The sequence below is a fragment of the Streptacidiphilus melanogenes genome (assembly GCF_000787835.1).
Lineage (GTDB): Bacteria > Actinomycetota > Actinomycetes > Streptomycetales > Streptomycetaceae > Streptacidiphilus > Streptacidiphilus melanogenes.
In genome coordinates this window covers 43,165-59,576 of the sequence record NZ_BBPP01000047.1, presented here as the reverse complement: position 1 = coordinate 59,576, position 16,412 = coordinate 43,165, and the positions used below count along the sequence as shown (strand labels likewise).

19 protein-coding genes and 2 pseudogenes are annotated in these 16,412 nt (G+C 70.6%); 13 read left to right on the top strand and 8 right to left on the bottom strand.

All coding sequences use genetic code 11. The annotated features are described in order from the left end of the window. Positions 1 to 835: 835 nt before the first annotated feature. The 4 genes from TR49_RS33540 (at position 836) to TR49_RS33530 (ending at position 4,472) form a co-directional block, all read left to right on the top strand. A complete protein-coding gene (locus TR49_RS33540; RefSeq protein ID WP_042388537.1) occupies positions 836 to 2,353 on the top strand; it encodes a catalase in 1,518 nt (505 codons plus the stop codon). Between the two features lie 77 nt (positions 2,354 to 2,430). Beyond that, positions 2,431 to 2,592, top strand: coding sequence for a hypothetical protein (locus TR49_RS44185; protein WP_160311680.1), 162 nt, complete (start codon positions 2,431 to 2,433; stop codon positions 2,590 to 2,592). 1,020 nt (positions 2,593 to 3,612) lie between these two features. After that, positions 3,613 to 4,002, top strand: coding sequence for an STAS domain-containing protein (locus tag TR49_RS40555; RefSeq protein WP_052434863.1), 390 nt, complete (start codon positions 3,613 to 3,615; stop codon positions 4,000 to 4,002). After that, the gene (locus tag TR49_RS33530) at positions 3,999 to 4,472 is read left to right on the top strand and encodes an ATP-binding protein (RefSeq protein ID WP_052434862.1); all 474 of its coding nucleotides are present in this window, start codon (positions 3,999 to 4,001) and stop codon (positions 4,470 to 4,472) included. The genes TR49_RS40555 and TR49_RS33530 overlap by 4 nt, the downstream gene beginning before the upstream one ends. Before the next feature lie 183 nt (positions 4,473 to 4,655). Here the strand turns inward: TR49_RS33530 and TR49_RS33525 are convergent, their stop codons facing one another. Together TR49_RS33525 and TR49_RS33520 are read right to left on the bottom strand one after the other, a co-directional pair. After that, on the bottom strand, positions 4,656 to 4,895 hold the full coding sequence (locus tag TR49_RS33525) for a hypothetical protein (RefSeq protein WP_042388527.1): 240 nt from the start codon (positions 4,893 to 4,895) through the stop codon (positions 4,656 to 4,658). Positions 4,896 to 5,040: 145 nt separating this feature from the next. After that, positions 5,041 to 5,349, bottom strand: coding sequence for a helix-turn-helix transcriptional regulator (locus TR49_RS33520; protein WP_042388525.1), 309 nt, complete (start codon positions 5,347 to 5,349; stop codon positions 5,041 to 5,043). Between the two features lie 154 nt (positions 5,350 to 5,503). Here TR49_RS33520 and TR49_RS33515 point away from each other — a divergent pair, with 154 nt between their 5' ends. Continuing rightward, the gene (locus tag TR49_RS33515) at positions 5,504 to 5,743 is read left to right on the top strand and encodes a hypothetical protein (RefSeq protein ID WP_152627585.1); all 240 of its coding nucleotides are present in this window, start codon (positions 5,504 to 5,506) and stop codon (positions 5,741 to 5,743) included. Further along, entirely contained in the window at positions 5,743 to 6,123 is a 381-nt protein-coding gene (locus TR49_RS33510; RefSeq protein ID WP_042388507.1) for an STAS domain-containing protein, read from the top strand. Before TR49_RS33515 ends, TR49_RS33510 begins: the two co-directional genes overlap by 1 nt. Positions 6,124 to 6,360: 237 nt before the next feature. On the opposite strand, the pseudogene TR49_RS43275 reads toward TR49_RS33510, so the two are convergent. Then, a pseudogene (locus TR49_RS43275) lies at positions 6,361 to 6,530 on the bottom strand (glutathione-dependent formaldehyde dehydrogenase); the annotation flags it as partial. A 241-nt stretch (positions 6,531 to 6,771) separates the two neighbouring features. Here TR49_RS43275 and TR49_RS33505 point away from each other — a divergent pair. From TR49_RS33505 to TR49_RS46000, 4 genes are all read left to right on the top strand, one after another. After that, complete coding sequence (locus TR49_RS33505; protein ID WP_042388504.1) at positions 6,772 to 7,467, top strand: HAD family hydrolase; 696 nt, start codon at positions 6,772 to 6,774, stop codon at positions 7,465 to 7,467. 230 nt (positions 7,468 to 7,697) lie between these two features. Next, complete coding sequence (locus TR49_RS33500) at positions 7,698 to 8,198, top strand: hemerythrin domain-containing protein (protein ID WP_042388500.1); 501 nt, start codon at positions 7,698 to 7,700, stop codon at positions 8,196 to 8,198. 306 nt (positions 8,199 to 8,504) lie between these two features. Then, positions 8,505 to 9,065 carry a hypothetical protein gene (locus TR49_RS46005; protein ID WP_236653641.1) on the top strand — a complete coding sequence of 187 codons (561 nt, stop codon included), beginning with the start codon at positions 8,505 to 8,507 and terminating at the stop codon, positions 9,063 to 9,065. Beyond that, entirely contained in the window at positions 9,062 to 9,727 is a 666-nt protein-coding gene (locus TR49_RS46000) for a PP2C family protein-serine/threonine phosphatase (RefSeq protein ID WP_236653640.1), read from the top strand. Before TR49_RS46005 ends, TR49_RS46000 begins: the two co-directional genes overlap by 4 nt. Here TR49_RS46000 and TR49_RS45995 read toward each other — a convergent pair. The 3 genes and pseudogenes from TR49_RS45995 to TR49_RS33485 form a co-directional block, all read right to left on the bottom strand. Then, a pseudogene (locus tag TR49_RS45995) lies at positions 9,719 to 9,992 on the bottom strand (hypothetical protein). The gene TR49_RS46000 and the pseudogene TR49_RS45995 overlap by 9 nt on opposite strands. A 200-nt stretch (positions 9,993 to 10,192) precedes the next feature. Next, positions 10,193 to 10,588: a hypothetical protein gene (locus TR49_RS33490; protein ID WP_042388497.1), complete on the bottom strand. Its 396-nt coding sequence runs from the start codon at positions 10,586 to 10,588 to the stop codon at positions 10,193 to 10,195. A gap of 578 nt (positions 10,589 to 11,166) precedes the next feature. Beyond that, positions 11,167 to 11,727, bottom strand: a complete 561-nt coding sequence (locus TR49_RS33485) for a hemerythrin domain-containing protein (protein WP_042388564.1) — start codon at positions 11,725 to 11,727, stop codon at positions 11,167 to 11,169. A 207-nt stretch (positions 11,728 to 11,934) separates the two neighbouring features. Here TR49_RS33485 and TR49_RS33480 point away from each other — a divergent pair, with 207 nt between their 5' ends. Further along, positions 11,935 to 12,258 (top strand): hypothetical protein, encoded by a 324-nt coding sequence (locus TR49_RS33480; RefSeq protein ID WP_042388495.1) that lies wholly within the window; start codon positions 11,935 to 11,937, stop codon positions 12,256 to 12,258. Between the two features lie 9 nt (positions 12,259 to 12,267). On the opposite strand, the gene TR49_RS33475 is transcribed toward TR49_RS33480, so the two are convergent. Then, positions 12,268 to 12,735 (bottom strand): hypothetical protein, encoded by a 468-nt coding sequence (locus tag TR49_RS33475; RefSeq protein WP_042388492.1) that lies wholly within the window; start codon positions 12,733 to 12,735, stop codon positions 12,268 to 12,270. A gap of 163 nt (positions 12,736 to 12,898) precedes the next feature. On the opposite strand from TR49_RS33475, the gene TR49_RS33470 reads away from it, so the two are divergent. Then, positions 12,899 to 14,011: a carboxylate-amine ligase gene (locus tag TR49_RS33470; RefSeq protein WP_439654148.1), complete on the top strand. Its 1,113-nt coding sequence runs from the start codon at positions 12,899 to 12,901 to the stop codon at positions 14,009 to 14,011. A 199-nt stretch (positions 14,012 to 14,210) separates the two neighbouring features. Beyond that, on the top strand, positions 14,211 to 15,167 hold the full coding sequence (locus TR49_RS33465; protein WP_042388490.1) for a TIGR03557 family F420-dependent LLM class oxidoreductase: 957 nt from the start codon (positions 14,211 to 14,213) through the stop codon (positions 15,165 to 15,167). Between the two features lie 229 nt (positions 15,168 to 15,396). Here the strand turns inward: TR49_RS33465 and TR49_RS33460 are convergent, their stop codons facing one another. Next, on the bottom strand, positions 15,397 to 16,395 hold the full coding sequence (locus TR49_RS33460; RefSeq protein ID WP_042388488.1) for a PHP domain-containing protein: 999 nt from the start codon (positions 16,393 to 16,395) through the stop codon (positions 15,397 to 15,399). Positions 16,396 to 16,412 lie beyond the last annotated feature (17 nt).

Sequence of the window (16,412 nt, the reverse complement as noted above, 5' to 3'; positions counted from 1 at the left end):
TCACCGGGACCGCGGCGTTGACCGCGGCGCTTGGTCCGGCTGACCGCCGGCGCGCCAGGTACCGCTCCGAGGAAAAGACATCTCGCGTTGGCGGGGCTTGCGAATCCTCGTGGTCATCCCTCATGCAACGAGCATGTCACGCCGCCCGGCCCCATCGTCTCCAGCATCCGGGACCTGTCCCCTTCCGTCAGGCACTGATGAACGGCCAAACCCTCGGCCAGCGCCTGCTACGGGATATGAGGACCACCGTCGCGGAGGGCTGGGGCCGACCCGGGACCTACCGGGTGGGCGAACACCACCGCGTTGGCCCGTGCAGACCGAGGGCCTGCGAGCTGGTGGCGCGGGTCATGGCGAGCGAGGCGAGCCAGGCGAGTTCCGTTTCCGGCAACCTCTCGGTGGCGTCCGGTACTGCTGGCCGCCGGGTGAGGCCTGGGTGTCGAGAGTCCTTGAGGCGGCGCGGTCGGGGCTGACGATGGCGCGGTGTCGGTTCTCGTGCTGATTGGGCATGACGGCAGTTCCGTGAGCGAATTCCCATTGCCGTGCGGCAGGTGCGTGAACGACGGCGTTACGGAACCGAACGCAACGGGCTCCGCAGCCCCGGTTCAGCACCTCGAACGTTAGACGGGTTGAAGTGAACGTCCACACCAGCGAACGGCTCTGTATGGGTCGCAGGCATTGCGTGCCAGGAAGCGCCAAAGAGCGGGCGCGGTCAATCCAGGCTGCGGTCTGCGCCGAGTCCGGTTTGGATGGGGCGGACGGGGCAGGCGCGAGATACCCGTAAGGTCCGAACGCCACGTTCGAACACCGTCCCTCGCAGTCTCGGGAGGCAGGACGCATGACTGAAGTTCCGGCCACTACCACCGATTCGGGCGCGCCCGTCGAGAGTGATGAGCACTCGCTGACGGCGGGACCCGCTGGACCGGTCCTGTTGCAGGACGCGTACCTGATCGAGCAGATGGCCCAGTTCAACCGGGAGCGGATCCCGGAACGTCAGCCTCACGCCAAGGGCAGCGGCGCGTTCGGGCACTTCGAGGTCACCGGTGATGTGACCGCGTACACGAAGGCGGCCCTCTTCCAGCCGGGCACGCGCACGGAGGTGCTGGCCCGGTTCTCGACCGTGGCCGGGGAGCGCGGAAGCCCGGACACCTGGCGCGACCCGCGCGGGTTCGCGCTGAAGTTCTACACCTCGCAGGGCAACTACGACATGGTCGGCAACGACACCCCGGTGTTCTTCGTGAAGGACCCGATGAAGTTCCAGCACTTCATCCGTTCCCAGAAGCGCCGTGCCGACAACAACCTGCGCGACCACGACATGCAGTGGGACTTCTGGACGCTCTCGCCCGAGACTGCCCACCAGGTGACCTGGCTGATGGGAGACCGCGGGATTCCGCGGACCTGGCGGCACATGAACGGCTACAGCTCCCACACGTACATGTGGATCAACGATCAGGGACAGCGGTCGTGGGTGAAGTACCACTTCAAGACCGACCAGGGCATCGAGTGCTTCACCCAGGACGAGGCCGACCAGATGGCTTCGGTCGACACCGACTACCACACGCGTGACCTGTTCGAGCACATCCGCGACGGCGAATACCCTTCCTGGACGATGTTCGTGCAGGTCATGCCCTACGAGGACGCCGCGGCATATCGGTTCAACCCGTTCGACCTGACCAAGATATGGCCGCATGGAGACTATCCGCTGATCGAGGTCGGGCGGCTCACACTGGACCGCAACCCTACCGACCACCACGCCGCGATCGAGCAGGCGGCGTTCCAGCCCAACAACTTCGTGCCCGGGATCGGGCCGAGCCCGGACCGCATGCTGCTGGCGCGGTTGTTCGCCTACGCGGACGCGCACCGCTACCGCATCGGCGCCAACTACCAGCAACTGCCGGTCAACGCGCCGGCGGTACCGGTGCACTCGTACTCCAAGGACGGGGCGATGGCGTACCGCAAGGTCGCTGATCCTGTGTACGCGCCCAACTCGAAGGATGGTCCGGCGGCGGACTCGTCGGCCTCGGGCCCGCTGCCGAGCTGGGAGGTCAGCGGGGAGATCACCCGCGCCGCCTACGTGGACCACCCGGAGGACGACGACTGGAGCCAGGCGGGCACCCTGGTCCGCGAGGTCATGAACGACGACGCCCGCACGCGGCTGGTGGACAACGTCGTGGGCCACCTGCTGAACGGCGTCAGCGAGCCCGTCCTGCAGCGCGCCTTCGCGTACTGGGCGAACATCGACCCCGAGGTCGGCCGGCGCATCCGGGAAGGCGTCCAGGCCAAGGCGGGGGAGAAGGACCCCAAGGCCGACCAGCAGGCCAATTCGGCCCGGACAGCCATGCAGCACAAGGCGTGACCGCCCAGCCACCGGCGATCTCCACGCCGCAGCAAGCGGCGTACGGCAAACGCGATCCAAGGCGAGAGGAGCCTTCGATGACCACACCGGACCACGACCCCCAAGCCCCCGACGACGAAACCCGCGACCGCTCCGCCGAACAGCGCGATATTGTGGCCCCAACCCCCCATGACGTACGGGAGAAGGCCAGGGACGAGGATCAGGAAGGCAGCCAGCCCCCTCGGCGCAGCGGCGCGTAATGACCGCGCACCTCGGCGCCGGCCAGGCCATCGGCATCGACCTGGTCCCCTTCACGGAGCAGGCACGCACCTGACGGACACGATCCGCGACAGCGCACCCAGGCACAAGTCTCCACCCTCGAACCGCGGCGCACGATGTCGACGGCTCAGTGGAGGACGCCCAGGCAGGCCAAGGCCGACATGCCAGCCGTGCCGGCCTTGGCGCACAGGCCCGGCTGTGGCGAAAACGAAGCCCGGCGGGAGGCGTGACCGGCGCACTCCGCCAGTAGTGTGAATCCGACCGGCGTCGGAGTGAGCCTGCGCTTAGCACCATCAGTCCCATCTACGATGGATGGCACTCCGGACCTCAACCCGGAGCCCACGGCCCGATGATGGCGCACCGTCCACGGCCGGCACAGCCCGCCCACGCATCAGAGGGCGTGGGCGGGCTGTATAGCTCTGCGGCCCCGCGCTGGGACATCAACCGAGCGAGTGGACTCCTGGTTCAGCCAGATACGTTGGACCCGGACTGCCCTACCATGGCATTTGCTCCGGACCTCAGACCGGAGTGGCCGCAGGACCGCAGAGCCGCGGCCTGGACAGCCTGCCCGTGCACCCCCGTCACGGGCGGGTTGTCCCATCCGATGTGACCCGCGCCGATCAACGCGATGCCCCGCGACCAGCTTGCTGTCCCTTCGGTCCGCCGGCTCCCAGCCGGGTCCAAGGTCGCATCGCCGCGGAGCTCGGCGAGGCGATCGCCGGCATCGAGGAGGTGGCCGCCCACCTGTGACGCGCTCAGCACGCGACCGCCGAACTCGTCTACACCGGCGCCGTCCCCGGCTCGTGACAACGCTTCCGGGGTTGGGGCAGCCTGCCTCGGGGGTGGGCCGGTGACATCGGGCTCAGCCTGGTACTGGACGTCATGTCTTGTCAGGCGCTGAGTCTTTAGGGGGAGAACGATGAGCGTTGTCGATCCTCCGTCGGGCGCGGGGCCGCTGCTGCCCTTGTTGAAGGTGGAATGCAGCCAGGTGTCGGGCTTCGGTGGTGTGCTCACTGGCCGGCGACCTGGACATGCACACCTGCCCGCAGGCCCAGGTGGCGTTCTGGCGGGCGGCGGAGTCGCGGCCGCGCGTGGTCTGCGTGGACATGCGCGAGGTGACGTTCTGCGGCTCGGCGGCGCTGAACCTGCTGCTGGGTGTGCAGGCGCTGGCCGAGCACGAGGTGCCGCTGGCCGTGGTCGCGCCCAGCCGGCAGGTGGAGCGGCTGCTGGACCTCACCGACGCGGACCAGTTGTTCCGCGTCTACCCGCGCCACGAGCTCGCGGTGGACGACGGCCGCCGCCGGCCGGCGGCCACCTGTAGGTGTGGACACCGGGCCGGCGGGCAGGCGCACAGCGTCCCATCGGCACGATCATCCTGGAACCGGTCATGAGCAGCACTCCGGCCCCCAACCTGTCGTCGTACTTCCACCGGCGGATCTTCTTCCCGGCGACCGGTCGCCGGCGGCTGGCCGTGACCGAAGGCATGGAGTTCGTCCGCCATGCGCTGGCCGAGTGGCACCTGGGCTTGGCCGAGATCGGCGGCGACCACGAACGCGCCGACGACGCCATGCTGGTGGCGACCGAATTGCTGGACAATGCAGAACAGCACGGCGGTGGCGCGCGTGAGCTGCGCCTGGACCTCGATCCCGTCGGCCGGCGTCTGCGGATCACCGTGGCGGACGCCGCTCCTCATCACCTCCCCCAACCTGTCCTGCCCCACCGGCCCGAGCAGCCGCGGGGTCACGGCCTGCACATCCTGACCCGGCTGTCCACCTGGGGCAGCACCCAGCACCACGGCGGCAAGGCCGTCTGGGCGGAGGTCCCGGTCCGCATCCCGCGCTACGGCCGAATCGACCGGTGACGTCTCCGGCCAACGCGATTTCGTCACCTGTTGACCGGCCCGCGCCGCAGGTGCCACGGCGCAACGGGCCCCCGGACCGGGCTGGCGGCGCGGAACGCAAAAGTCACCAGCGGCCGCAGCCACAGGGCAGGCCGCAGGCGCAGTCGGCCGGGCCGGTGCCGGGGGGCGAGGAGGCGGCGGCCTTCAGCCTCCGGTTCGCCCCTGCGCGAGCGCGGTCGCGTGGCCGTGCAAGCGCCAGCAGCCCCCGCAGCGCAGCTGCGGGGTGATGCTCGCGGCCGCGGTGATCGGCAGCGCGTCCGCACAGGGGGTGAGCAGGCGTCGGCCCAGGCCACTCGGATGGCGGGCTTGGGCGATGTGCCAGCAGCGCACCTGCCGTCCGATCTCGGCGGGCCGGTGCTCGGCGCGCAGCTCGAAAGCACTCATTCCACTCCTCCGGACCTGTCCTCGTCTGTAGTCCCCGCTCAGTGTCTTCGGCACGAGGCCCGCTGTTGATGCCGTGCGGTGCGACGGCCCGCGCCGGAACCAGGACCGGATCCAACGGGAGAATGGTGCTCTACGGGGCGAGGGGTTAGGGGGCCGGGCGAGCGGTGAGCGTGGAGAGGAGTTCGGCGACGGTGGGGCCGGCGTCGGTGGGGTGGCGCAGCTTCGTTTCGGGCACGAGTCGGTAGCGGTTGTGGCGACCCGCCCGGGTGTGGGAGAGATAGCCGGCCGCTTCCAGGTCGGCGATGATGCGCAGCACGGCCCGCTCTGTCAGCAGGCAGCGCGAGGCGATGTCACGCACCCGGACACCCGGGTCGCGGGCGATCTGGACCAGGACCCGGGCATGGTTGGTCAGGAACGTCCACTGCGCAGCTCTGGGGGCGGGAGCCGGTTCCATACTGCCAGGATCCTCCGGAACACGTGCTACAGCAAACACGACACCAGTTTCATGCAACGGTTGACACCCCTTGAATCGGGGGCGATCCTTAAGAGGCACAATCCGGATGGGCCGCGCCTGCCGGGTGTCGAATGTCGCGAAGCGGGGTGGCGCTGTGACCAGGGATGAACTGAACGCGTTGACCGCGCTACTGCGCCGATACGGGAACGCGCCCCGCTCCGTCGACCAAGCCCTGGAGGCCATCGACGCCTACCTGACGCTGGCCGAGAGCCACCCGGACGCGGCAGCGCTCACCTACGAGCACGGCCACGCCCTCGACCTGTGGCACGCCCTGCAGGACACCGCCGCCGCGCTCGCGCTCCGGCCGGCCCCGATCAGCCCGCAGGCGGCGTGATGGACGGCAAGCCGGAGTCCCAGCCCCGCTGCACCGCAGAGGACACCGGCGGCGTGCTGCTCTACCGCCTGGCCGGCGACCTCGACTTCGACACCAAGGACGTCCTCGCCTTCGACAAGCCCCTCGCCGACTTCCACGCCGTCGTCGTTGACCTGTCCCAGGTGACTTTCTTCAGCTCCACTGCCCTGAACGCCCTGCTCGGCCTGCGCCTGCGCGCCGAACCCCTCGGCATGCCCGTCCACCTGGTCGCTGTGCCTGCGGCGACCGCCCGCGTACTGGAGCTCACCGACGCCACCGGACTGTTCCACATCCACCCCGACCTGCACGCCGCCCTGACCGAGCTGGTACCCGGCCCGCCGCCCACGTCGGACCCACGCTGACCGAGCTGTCATCGCTCTTCGCGGGAGGGGCGGTCATGAGCGCGCGAGCGGTGGGTGATGCCCAGGTCGGTGGCGCGCTTGTACAGTTCGGCCTTGGTCAGCTTGTCGAGGTCTTCCACCGCGGTGGGGCCGGGCCGCGTTTTCGCTGCTGCCCTCCTTTTGAGGGTGCGGTGCGAGTTGGCGGTATCCGCGTCGGGTTTCGGGGTGCGCGTCGTTTTCGTGGCCGCCGCAGTCGTGGTCGTCCGGCGGCCCGTCGGGCACCTTGATCGGCATGGTGTTTCCGAACGGGACGCGCAGAGCTCGGCCTGCCCGCCGGGGACCTGGCCGTAGAGCTTGGTGTAGCCGAACAGGGCCGCGCCGCTGCCGTACTCGCGGACCTGGGTGGTCTCGCACTGGGACTGCAGGCCCCCTGTGAGAGGCCGCCGTCGCTCCGGCCATCCGCGGCGCCCAGCACGCCCAGTCGGCCACGCAACCCTGCTCGGCGGCGCGTATGCCCCTGCCTGCGACGTCCATGCGGCCAGCCACCGACCGGGCCGCCATGGGGCTGCCACCCACCGGTGCCGAGGGGGCAGGCAGCCAGGAATGGACGCGGCGAAACCGGGCACGCGCAAGACTCCACCAGCGGTGCGAGCGGAAAAGGAGCCGGCGATGACCAGTACGGCGGCAGCGCTCTTCGACGTCGACGGAACCCTCGTCGACAGCTCCTACCTGCACACCGTCACCTGGTGGCAGGCCCTGCGCCAGGCCGGACATCTCGTACCCATGGCGCGGGTCCACCGGGCCATCGGGCTCGGCTCCGCCGAACTCCTCGACCACCTCCTGGGCGTCGGGCGAGACCGGGCGGGCGACGGCGAACTGGACAGCGCGCACCAAGCCCTGTACGCCGTGCACTGGCCTTCTCTGGAGCCCCTTCCCGGCGCGGCCCAGGTCCTGCGGGCCTGCGCGGAGCGCGGCTGGACCGTCGTTCTCGCCACCTCCGCCGGTGCCCGCGAGGTCGAGGTGCTCCGCAAGGTGCTGGACGCGGACGACGCGATCGCCGACCAGGTCCACGCCGACCAGGTGGACGCGGCCAAGCCGGCCCCGGACCTGGTCGAGCAGGCACTCGCGCAGGCGGGCGTCGACGCCGGGCGCGCGGTGTTCGTCGGCGACACCGCCTGGGACGTTCAGGCCGCGCACCGGGCAGGAGTGCCGTGTCTCGGCGTGCTGAGTGGCGGCTGGAGCCGGTCGGAGCTCGCAGACGCAGGCGCGGCGCAGATCTACCGCGACGCCGGAGAGTTGGCGGGTTTCCTCGACGCGAGCCTGCTCGCCGACCCGGCCTCTCTGAACCCCGGCCACGCACTGTGAATCCGTCCCTGCTCCGGGGCCTGCGGTCCGAGGCTCCCGCCTATTACGCGTCCTTGAATCGCCCCTGCCGGTGTCAAGCAATCCTCCGCCGATACAGGGTGCTGCACCTTGCATGGACAGCGCGGTCGCGGCTCACGATCGGCGGCATGACGATGACAGTAGGACTCCGGTCCGTCTCGCGCGATTGAGCGGACCATCCATCAGCAGTTTTCTCAAGGAAAGGGACTGAGGTGTCCACCGACGCGATCGTGTTGCTGAAGGAAGACCACAAGGAGATCCGGAAGCTGTTCCGGGCCTTCAAGGCGACGGGCCCGGACGCGCACGCGACCCGGGCCAACCTGACCGACAAGATCCTTGAAGCGCTGACCGTGCACACCTACATCGAGAACGAGGTGATGTACCCGAGGGTCAGCGAGCTCGTACCGGACCTGCGAGCGGAGATCCTGGAGTCTTTCGAGGAGCACCATGTGGCCGACGTCCTGTGCCAGGAGCTGGCGCTGATGAGCCCGGAGAACGAGCGCTACGACGCGAAGACGTTCGTCCTCATCGAGGCCGTCACCCGCCACATCGAGGAGGAGGAAGGCGACTGGTTCCCCAAGGTCCGCGCCGCGCTGGGCCGTAAGGAACTGCAGGACATCGGCGCTCAGCTGCTCGAGGCCCGTGCCAGGGCCCCGCACCGGCCCGAACAGCCCGGCGTGATCAAGAAGGCCGCAGACGCCGTCTTCGGATAACTGCCCGCCCCCGCCTTCCCCGCTGACCTGGAGGCGCCCTCCCGCGAGCTTGGTGGACCGGCCGCCGTTGGTTCCGTCGGACCAGGGGAACCCCCGTCCAGGCCCGGTGGCCGGCCTGCTCGGGCCAGCGCGGTGACGAGCTGACATAGGTCGCATTCGGGCGGCGGTGGGCACCGCGTCGCGTCGGAGCCAAGTTTCTCGTGGAACCTGGTCACGCAGCGCGCCGTCGTGACGCGGTCCGCCCTGCCGCGTGATGATGAGGAGATGGTCGACCGACCGCGGCCGACGACGGCGGAGGGCGGATGTGTGCCGACGCTGGACCATGGTCTGGGGGAGGTCCTCGCCGACGTGCTGGCCGCGTCCCATCGCTTGGCCCCGCGCGAGATTCCCGCGCTTGTGCAGGAGGCCGGCCGGCGTCTGGGGCTGTCGCGGGCATGGGTCTATGTCGCTGACATGCAGCAGGGTGAGCTGGTCGCTCTGCCCACCGTCGAACAGGCGCAACAGCTCGCCGACGGCTGCGCCCCCGTGCTGGAGACCCTGCCGGTGGACACCTCACTCGCCGGGCGGGCCTACCGGACCGAGACGGTGCAGCTCGCCGCGGTCGGCGATCGTGGCGACCGGGTGGGTTGGCTTCCGCTCGTGGACGGCGTCGGACGCCTGGGGGTGCTGCGCGTGGCTGCGCCCGCCCTCGAACAGTCCCTGGTGGACCGGTGCCAGGCGCTCGCCTCGCTGACCGCGATGATCCTCGCTACCAAGCGGGCCTACAGCGACGTCCTCGCCCAGACGGTGCGCAGGCGGACGATGACGCTTCAGGCGGAGCTGTTGTGGGCGTTCGTGCGCCGCGGACCATCGGAACCGCCTCGGTGACCTCCACGGCTGTCCTGGAACCAGCTTACGAGGTCGGCGGCGACGCCTTCGACCACAGCCTGGCCAGCAGGCGCCTTCACCTCACACTGCTGGATGCGATGGGCCATGACCTCGCCTCAGGCGGCTGCAGCGCCGTGGCCCTGGCCGCCTGCCGCTCCACCCGTCGGGCCGGCGGCGGCCTGCCCGACATCGCTGACCAGATCGACGGCACCTTGGCCCGCTGGATCCCTGACCGTCTGCTGACCTGCGTCATCGCGGACCTCGACACCGTCACCGGCCGCCTGGACTGGATCAACTGCGGCCACCCCACCCCCCTTCTCATCCGCGACCGCCACATCGTCACCGGCGCCCTCGAACGTCCCCCGCACCTGCCACTGGGCCTGGCCGGACACGGAGCGGCACCGCCACGGGTCCACACCGCCCATCTGCAGCCCGGCGACCGCGTGCTGCTGTTCACCGACGGCGTCACCGAAGCCCGCTCGGCCACCGGCGAACTGTTCGGCGAAGACCGGCTGGCCGATACCGTCGTCCGCACCATGGCCGACGGCCTGCCCGCACCCGAAGCGCTACGCCGCCTCACCCAGCAGATCCTCTCGCACCAGGACCAGCGGCTGAGGGACGACGCCACCATCCTCCTCGCTGAATGGCACCCCCTACGTTGAACGCTGGACAAGACGATGCGTCACCGGCGCGGCACCGAGGCGGGTTGCGAGCAGGCGCTTGCCGAGCTTCCGCGCCTTTGAGGCTGTCCGCCTGAGCCTTGGTGAACAGCTCCGACAGCTCCGCGTCGCCCACGCGGGCGGCGTCCTTCATGTAGGTCTCCAGGCGCAGCGCGTTGGCCAGGCAGGACTGAACGAACCAGGTCAGGTTGTAGTCCTTGTCCATCGTGCCGGTGACCGAGCCGGCCTCGCTCTCGTGATGCCCCATGCCGCTCACTTCCTCGTTCGGTCGGTATCCGTGCGTCTGCGGGGCGCGCTTGCTCGCATCGAGCTGGGCCACACTCTTGATCGGGCGGCCCTTCACGGATGGCCGGCGCGTCACGGACGTCGGGGGACTGCTCGCTGCGTCAACCGGGTTGGCGGCTCGCTGATGTTCCGCCGGGACCGTGCCGGCCTCGGATGCGCCCCTCAGCGGGCCCGCACAACTGCTGCCGGGCGCGGAGGCGGGGTGTGCAGGCTTTCAGGGGCGGACAGCGCGGTGGCCAGTTCGGCGGTGACGGTGATCTCCGGACGCGAACCCGAGGGAGCGTTGTCGGTGATCGCGCGGCGGACTCGGTCCGGGTCACGCGTGACGACGGCCCGGGTTACACCGCGGGCGGTGCACAGGGCGTCGATCCGCAGCACAGCGCTGACCGCCGCGGGCCCCAACGGATCATTGCCCAGGTTCAGGACCAGGTGACAGACAGGACGGCGCAGTTGCTCCTCCACCGCCCGGCACAGCACCGGCCTGTCATCGAGCGTGAGCGGCGCCAGCAGGGTGACGATCACAACGCCCCACGCGTCCCTGTTGACCGTGAAGACCACGGCTGTCCCTCCGTCCGAACCCGCGATGGGCACCGACCCTAGGCCGCCGTCGGCCCCTGGGAGGAGAGAATCCGGTGGACACGCACGCGAACCGCGGCCGCTGGGCCGAACGGAGGACCTGGTCATCACGCTCAGGCGTCCCGCACCCACCCCGTGATCACCGGGGGCACCACAGCACCGACCGATCAGAAGCCACCCGAGGGTGCCGTACGGCGACGCGGAGATCGGCAGGGGCGACATGCCTGTCGGCCCGAAGCGGACGGCGGCGAGTAGTTTTGCGGTCCGGGACCTTGTGCTCTGGAGGCTGGCTCAGCGCAGTCGAACCGCGCGGGGTGCGTGGGCTGTTCCCAGGCGGTTGGGGGCTGCATGTGCGCATGTGCGGCGGCCTCGGCTCGCGCGCCGAGATGACGATCGTGTGCGTGGCGGACCGGATTGACAATGACGCGTACCTGGACGTCCGCGTCTCCCGGGCGGGCGTGGCAGGCGCTGGGAACTACGGCACTGGTCTGGCCGCCGTGCCGGGGCGGGGCGTGTCCGCCGGTGCTCGGGGCGGCGGACACGCCCAGGGCCGTCTGGGGTCAGGAGCGGCCGCGGCCGGAGATCATGTCGCGGGCGCGGTCGACCAGGCCGGCGCCGGGGGCCAGGAGCTTGTTCATCGGCGGGGTACTGGGCGCGCCCGGGTGCGGGCGGGTGGGAGCGATCGCCTTCGCTGAGCGAATCTTGTCGCCGAGCTCGTCCAACTGCTGGGAGGTGCACGCGTCGGCCAGGGCAGGGAAGAGGCGGGTCTCCTCGTCCATGACGTGCGCGACCACCTCGCTGATGACGCCGGCGACCAGGGTGTCGAACTCGGCGCGGCCGGCGTCCATGCCTTCGAGCTGCTTGAGCATCTTCTCGACCTTGGAGTGGTCGGCGATCTCTTTGTCGGCCATCGCGTCCCCGCCCAGGATGTGCTCGCGGACAGCCGGGTAGAGGTACATCTCTTCGGCGACCGAGTGGCGGACGAGTTCGATGGTGAACTCGTCCGCGATGTCGCGTCGGCGGGCGTCGCCCGGGGGCATGCCGTTGATCTTGTCGAACATGGCCTGCACCTCGCGGTGGTCGGCCTTGAGTTCCTCGATGACGTTGCCGCCGTGACCCATGGTCATTGCGTCCCTTCGGTCGGCCCCCGGACAGGGGCGGGGCGGCATCCGTTCCCCGTTCGCCCCCAGTCCAAGCGGTCGAACCGGCCCCGGCGCGTCCGGCCGGGTCGATCCAGACCCCGATGGCGGTGCCGAGGTCCCCGGCGGGGTATCCGCCAACCCCGGGCGGACGGGCCGCCCGGCGGGAGTGGAGAGGCGGGCAGGCTGATGCCGGCAGGATCGTCCCCGAAGCGGGAGCGGCAGTACGAGCACATCAAGAAGAGCGCGCAGGACCGCGGTGAGAGCACTAAACGCGCCGAGGAGATCGCGGGGCGGACGGTGAACAAGGAACGCGCACGCGCGGGTGAGTCGAAGACCGCGAGCCGGACCTCGACGAAGGACACCTCCTCGTCCAGGCGCGGCGGCCAGCGCTCCCACACCGGCGCCCAGGGCCCCACGAAGGAGCAGCTCTACCAGGAGGCCAGGAGGAAGAACATCCACGGCCGTTCCAGCATGACCAAGCGCGAACTGGCCCACGCTCTGGGACGTTGATCAGCGCGGTCAGGCGGCCGGGATGTCCTGGAGGCCGCGTTCGACGGCGGCGAGGAGATCGTCGCGGTGCGCGAGCGCGGTGGTGTCCAGCAGGTCGGGGTGGCGCAGCAGTGCGGCGGCGGCCTGCTCGTGCGGCCCGGGCTGGGTCAGGCGCCGGTAGGCGGCCGGTGACAGTCCGGCCGCGAGGGTGGCGCGGCGGGCCAGGTCGGGGTCGGCCAGCAGGGCGGCCGCCCAGCCCAGAACAGTGTCGTCCAGCCAGGGCTCGTCCTCGGGTCCGGGCGGGCCGGTCAAAGCCAGCAGCGCCAGGTCGAGCGCGGTCGGCAGGCGCAGACGGGCGGCCACGGCGGCGGCCTGCTCGGCCTGCAACTGGGCCAAGGCTTGGTTGAGCGCCCCGGGCGGGGCCGGGAAGTCGCGCAGCAGCCGCCCGGCGACGGCCGCGATCACGCTCTGGAGCGTGTCGGTCGAGGTGGGCGGCACGGCAGGAGTCCTCACACGGGGGCGGCCACCTCGGTGTGGGCGGCTTTGACCTGGACGGTACCGGTATGCCGCGCTGGACGAAATGGCGCAGGTCACGCCCTGCCCGGACGGGAAGAGCCGGCCACGAGGAGCAGCGTTGAACACTCACGACCAAGACCCCGCGGTGTCCGGGACCAGCCGCGTGCCGCGTTTGGGCGTCGAGGAGGAGTTCCTCTTGCTCGACCCCGCGACCGGTCGGCCGCTTCCGTACGCCACCCAGGCCGGCGCCGCTCGCGCCTGTACCCCACCCTCGGTCCGCAAGAGGTGCAGCACGAGCTGTTGCTCGCAGGAGACGGCCACCCCCGTGTGCCGGACGCTCCCCGAAGTCAGGGCGCACCTGCTGCGGATGCGCCGCACCCTCGCCGACGCGGCTAACCTGGAGGGCTGCGTCCTGGCCGCGTGCGCGGCGTCGCCGTTCGCGGACGGCGCTTGGCCGGTACCGGTCACCGACAAACCCCGCTACCAGCAGCTGCACGAACAGGCGCCACTGCTGACGGACGAGCAGCTCATCAACGGCCAGCACGTCCACGTCGAGATCCAGGACGACCAGGCGCGCATCGAGGCGCTGAACCGGGTGCGCCCATGGGTGCCGCTGTTGCTGGCCCTGTCAGCCAGCTCACCGCTGTGGCGCGGCCGCGACACCGGCTTCGCCAGCTGGCGCTACCTGGTCAACGACCGCTGGCCGGTCAGCGGCATCCCACCGCGCTTCCACGACGCCCGCGACTACCACCGCCGCAGCCGCGACCTGGTGGACCGCCAGATGGTCGTCGACCCCGGACAGCTGTACTGGCTGGCCCGTGCTTCGGCCCGCTTCCCGACCTTGGAGGTCCGGGCCTTCGACGTGCAGATCAGGGTCGACGACGCGGTGGCGTTGGCCGGCCTGGTCCGCGCGCTGGTCATGACCGTTCTGGCCGAGGCGGAGGCTGGCCTGCCCGCTCCCGACCCGGCCCCGGAGGCACTGGCAGCCGCGGTCTGGCACGCCGCCCGCAATGGCCTGACCGGGCACCTGCACGACCCGCGGGATCTGCAGCCCCGACCCGCGGCGACGGTCGTCCGCCACGCCCTCACCCACCTGGAACCCGCCCTGCAGCAGGCCGGCGATCAGCAGCCCGTCCGCCGGGTCATGGAACGCCTGCTCAAAGAGGGAAACGGAGCCGTCCGGTTGCGCCGGGCCCTCGACGAACACGGATGGCCAGCCGTCCTGTCCCAGCTTGGCGACCATACCCAGGACAGGTGATGCCGTTCGCTCGTCGCAAGGAGTCGCCTGCGTCCCGTGAGCGGTGCCCGCGCCGACGCCGGGGATTGCCTCTCCTTTTTTGTCCGGCGCGGGGCCGGCGGAAGAACGCGGCTCGTCGGCCGGTAGCCGGGCGCGGTGGGGGTAGCCGCACTTGAGTGGAGCGGAGGGGACTGAGATCTGCGAGAGGAGCAGGATCGCGATGACCGAGTACGGCTACTTCCTGTCATGCGAGGAGTTCACCCCGGCCGAGTTGATCGACCAGGCCCGACGGGCTCGGCAGGCGGGCTTCACGCGCCTGGCGATCTCCGACCACTTCCATCCGTGGAACGACGCCCAGGGCAACGGTGCGTTCGTCTGGTCGATGATCGGCGCGTTGTCGCAGGCCGTGGACCTGCCGGTGACCACCTTGGTGACTTGCCCGACGGTGCGGTTGCACCCCGCGGTGACCGCCCAGGCCGCGGCAACCTCCAGCGTGCTGCTCGGCGGGCGGTTCGCCCTCGGCGTGGGCTCGGGGGAGGCGCTGAACGAGCACATCCACGGCGATGCGTGGCCGTCGTTCGAGACCCGGGCCGAGATGCTGGAGGAGGCCGTCGCGGTGATGCGGAAGCTCTTCACCGGGGACCTAGTCAGTCACCGCGGCCTTCACTACACCGTGGACAACGCTCGCCTCTACACAGCCCCCGCCCGCCCACTGCCCGTCCTGGTGTCGGGGTTCGGTCCGAAGGCCGCCGAACTGGCAGGCCGGATCGGGGACGGCTTCGTCACCATGACTCCCGACACCGACCTGGTGGGGGCCTTCCGAGACGGCGGGGGCGGTGGCAAGAAGGTGGTCGGCGGGGTGAAGGTGTGCTGGAGCAGCAACCGCGACAAGGCCGTGGACCTGGTGCACCGGCTGTGGCCCACCGAGCTGCTGCCCGGGGAACTCGCCCAGATCCTGCCCACCCCAGCCCACTTCGAGCAGGCCAGCGAGCTGGTGACCCGCGAGATGGTCGCCGACGCCGTCACCTGCGGCGACCAGGCCGAGGAACACGTGGAGACGGTGCGCGCCTATGCTCGGGCCGGGTTCGACGAGGTCTACATCGGCCAGATCGGCCCGGACCAGGAGGACTTCTTCGGTTCCTACCGCACTCGGGTCCTGCCCGCTCTCAACCAGTGAATCCTTTAGCCCCTGCGGTCCGCCCGGAGCCGAATACGGACCGCGAGGCGTGCTGAGCGGGCCGGGGTGTACCGGTGCTGGCGGTGCTGGAGGCATGTCGGCCTGGCTCATGGTTGCACCATCGCCGACACCCCCGGCTGCGACCGCGGCGCTCGGCGCGGTGTGGTCCGTCCTTCGACTCGCCGGCGCTCGGGCGTTTCGGCGACCCGCGTCTCCTCCGGCTGGACGGTCAGCAGGATCGGTTCGCCCAGTCCAGCAACTCCTGGACGGGCCAGTTGGTGATGAGGCGGTCCGGGCCGAGACCGGCCCGCGCCGCCCTGGCGTACCCGGAGCTCTGCCACGGCAGCTGTTCTGGCGCGTGGGCGTCGGTGTCCACGGCGAAGAGGCAGCCAGCTTCGCATGCCAGCTGCAGCAGATCGTCCGGCGGGTCGCGGCGCTCGGGACGGCAGTTGATCTCCACCGCGGTGCCGGACTTGGCGCAGGCCGCGAAAACGGCCTGCGCGTCGAAGCGGGACTGCGGCCTCTCACGGCCTGTGACGATCCGGCCGGTGCAGTGCCCCAGCACGTCCGTGTGCGGGCTGCGGACGGCGGCGAGCATGCGCGCCGTCATCGGCTCTGGCTCCGACCTCAGCTTCGAGTGCACGGACGCGACCACCACGTCGAGCCGGGCCAGCAGCTCCTCGTCCTGGTCGAGCGAGCCGTCCTCGAGGATGTCGCACTCGATGCCGGTGAGCAGGCGGAACGGAGCCAGCCCGGCGTTGACGGCGGCGACGGCGTCCAGCTGGAGCCTCAGCCGGTCGGGGCTGAGGCCGTGCGCGATCGTGAGCCGGGGGGAGTGGTCGGTCAGCACCGTCCACTGATGGCCCTGAGCGCGTGCAGCCCGGGCCATCTCCTCGATGGGGCTGCCGCCGTCGGACCAGTCGGAGTGCACATGGCAGTCGCCGCGGCTGGCCACGACCAGGTCCCAGCCTGACAAGGCGGCCGGCCCCGTTTCCGCCTCCAGCCGAGCCAGATAGGCCGGGGTGCCGCCCGCTGACGCCTGCGCGATCACCTCCGCGGTGACGGGCCCCACCCCGGCCAGCCGCCGTATCTCGCTCGCGTCGACCGGCTCCGGCGGCAGGTCGCGGGCGGCTTCGGCCGCCGTGTGGAAGGCCCGCACCCGGTAGGGAGAGGCGCCACACCACTCCAGCAGGAAGGCGATCCGCCGCAGTGCTTCGACGGGATCCATGCTTCCAGTGTTCGGCC

What these genes read in the sequence shown, in the direction of transcription:
- TR49_RS33510 (WP_042388507.1), top strand. Translation starts at nt 5,743, where the DNA reads ATGGACGGCAAGCCGGAGTCCCAGCCCCGCTGCACCGCAGAGGACACC.
- TR49_RS33505 (WP_042388504.1), top strand. Translation starts at nt 6,772, where the DNA reads ATGACCAGTACGGCGGCAGCGCTCTTCGACGTCGACGGAACCCTCGTC.
- TR49_RS33525 (WP_042388527.1), bottom strand. Translation starts at nt 4,895, where the DNA reads ATGAGTGCTTTCGAGCTGCGCGCCGAGCACCGGCCCGCCGAGATCGGA.
- TR49_RS33540 (WP_042388537.1), top strand. Translation starts at nt 836, where the DNA reads ATGACTGAAGTTCCGGCCACTACCACCGATTCGGGCGCGCCCGTCGAG.
- TR49_RS33460 (WP_042388488.1), bottom strand. Translation starts at nt 16,395, where the DNA reads ATGGATCCCGTCGAAGCACTGCGGCGGATCGCCTTCCTGCTGGAGTGG.
- TR49_RS44185 (WP_160311680.1), top strand. Translation starts at nt 2,431, where the DNA reads ATGACCACACCGGACCACGACCCCCAAGCCCCCGACGACGAAACCCGC.
- TR49_RS33480 (WP_042388495.1), top strand. Translation starts at nt 11,935, where the DNA reads ATGCCGGCAGGATCGTCCCCGAAGCGGGAGCGGCAGTACGAGCACATC.
- TR49_RS33485 (WP_042388564.1), bottom strand. Translation starts at nt 11,727, where the DNA reads ATGGGTCACGGCGGCAACGTCATCGAGGAACTCAAGGCCGACCACCGC.
- TR49_RS33465 (WP_042388490.1), top strand. Translation starts at nt 14,211, where the DNA reads ATGACCGAGTACGGCTACTTCCTGTCATGCGAGGAGTTCACCCCGGCC.
- TR49_RS33530 (WP_052434862.1), top strand. Translation starts at nt 3,999, where the DNA reads ATGAGCAGCACTCCGGCCCCCAACCTGTCGTCGTACTTCCACCGGCGG.
- TR49_RS33520 (WP_042388525.1), bottom strand. Translation starts at nt 5,349, where the DNA reads ATGGAACCGGCTCCCGCCCCCAGAGCTGCGCAGTGGACGTTCCTGACC.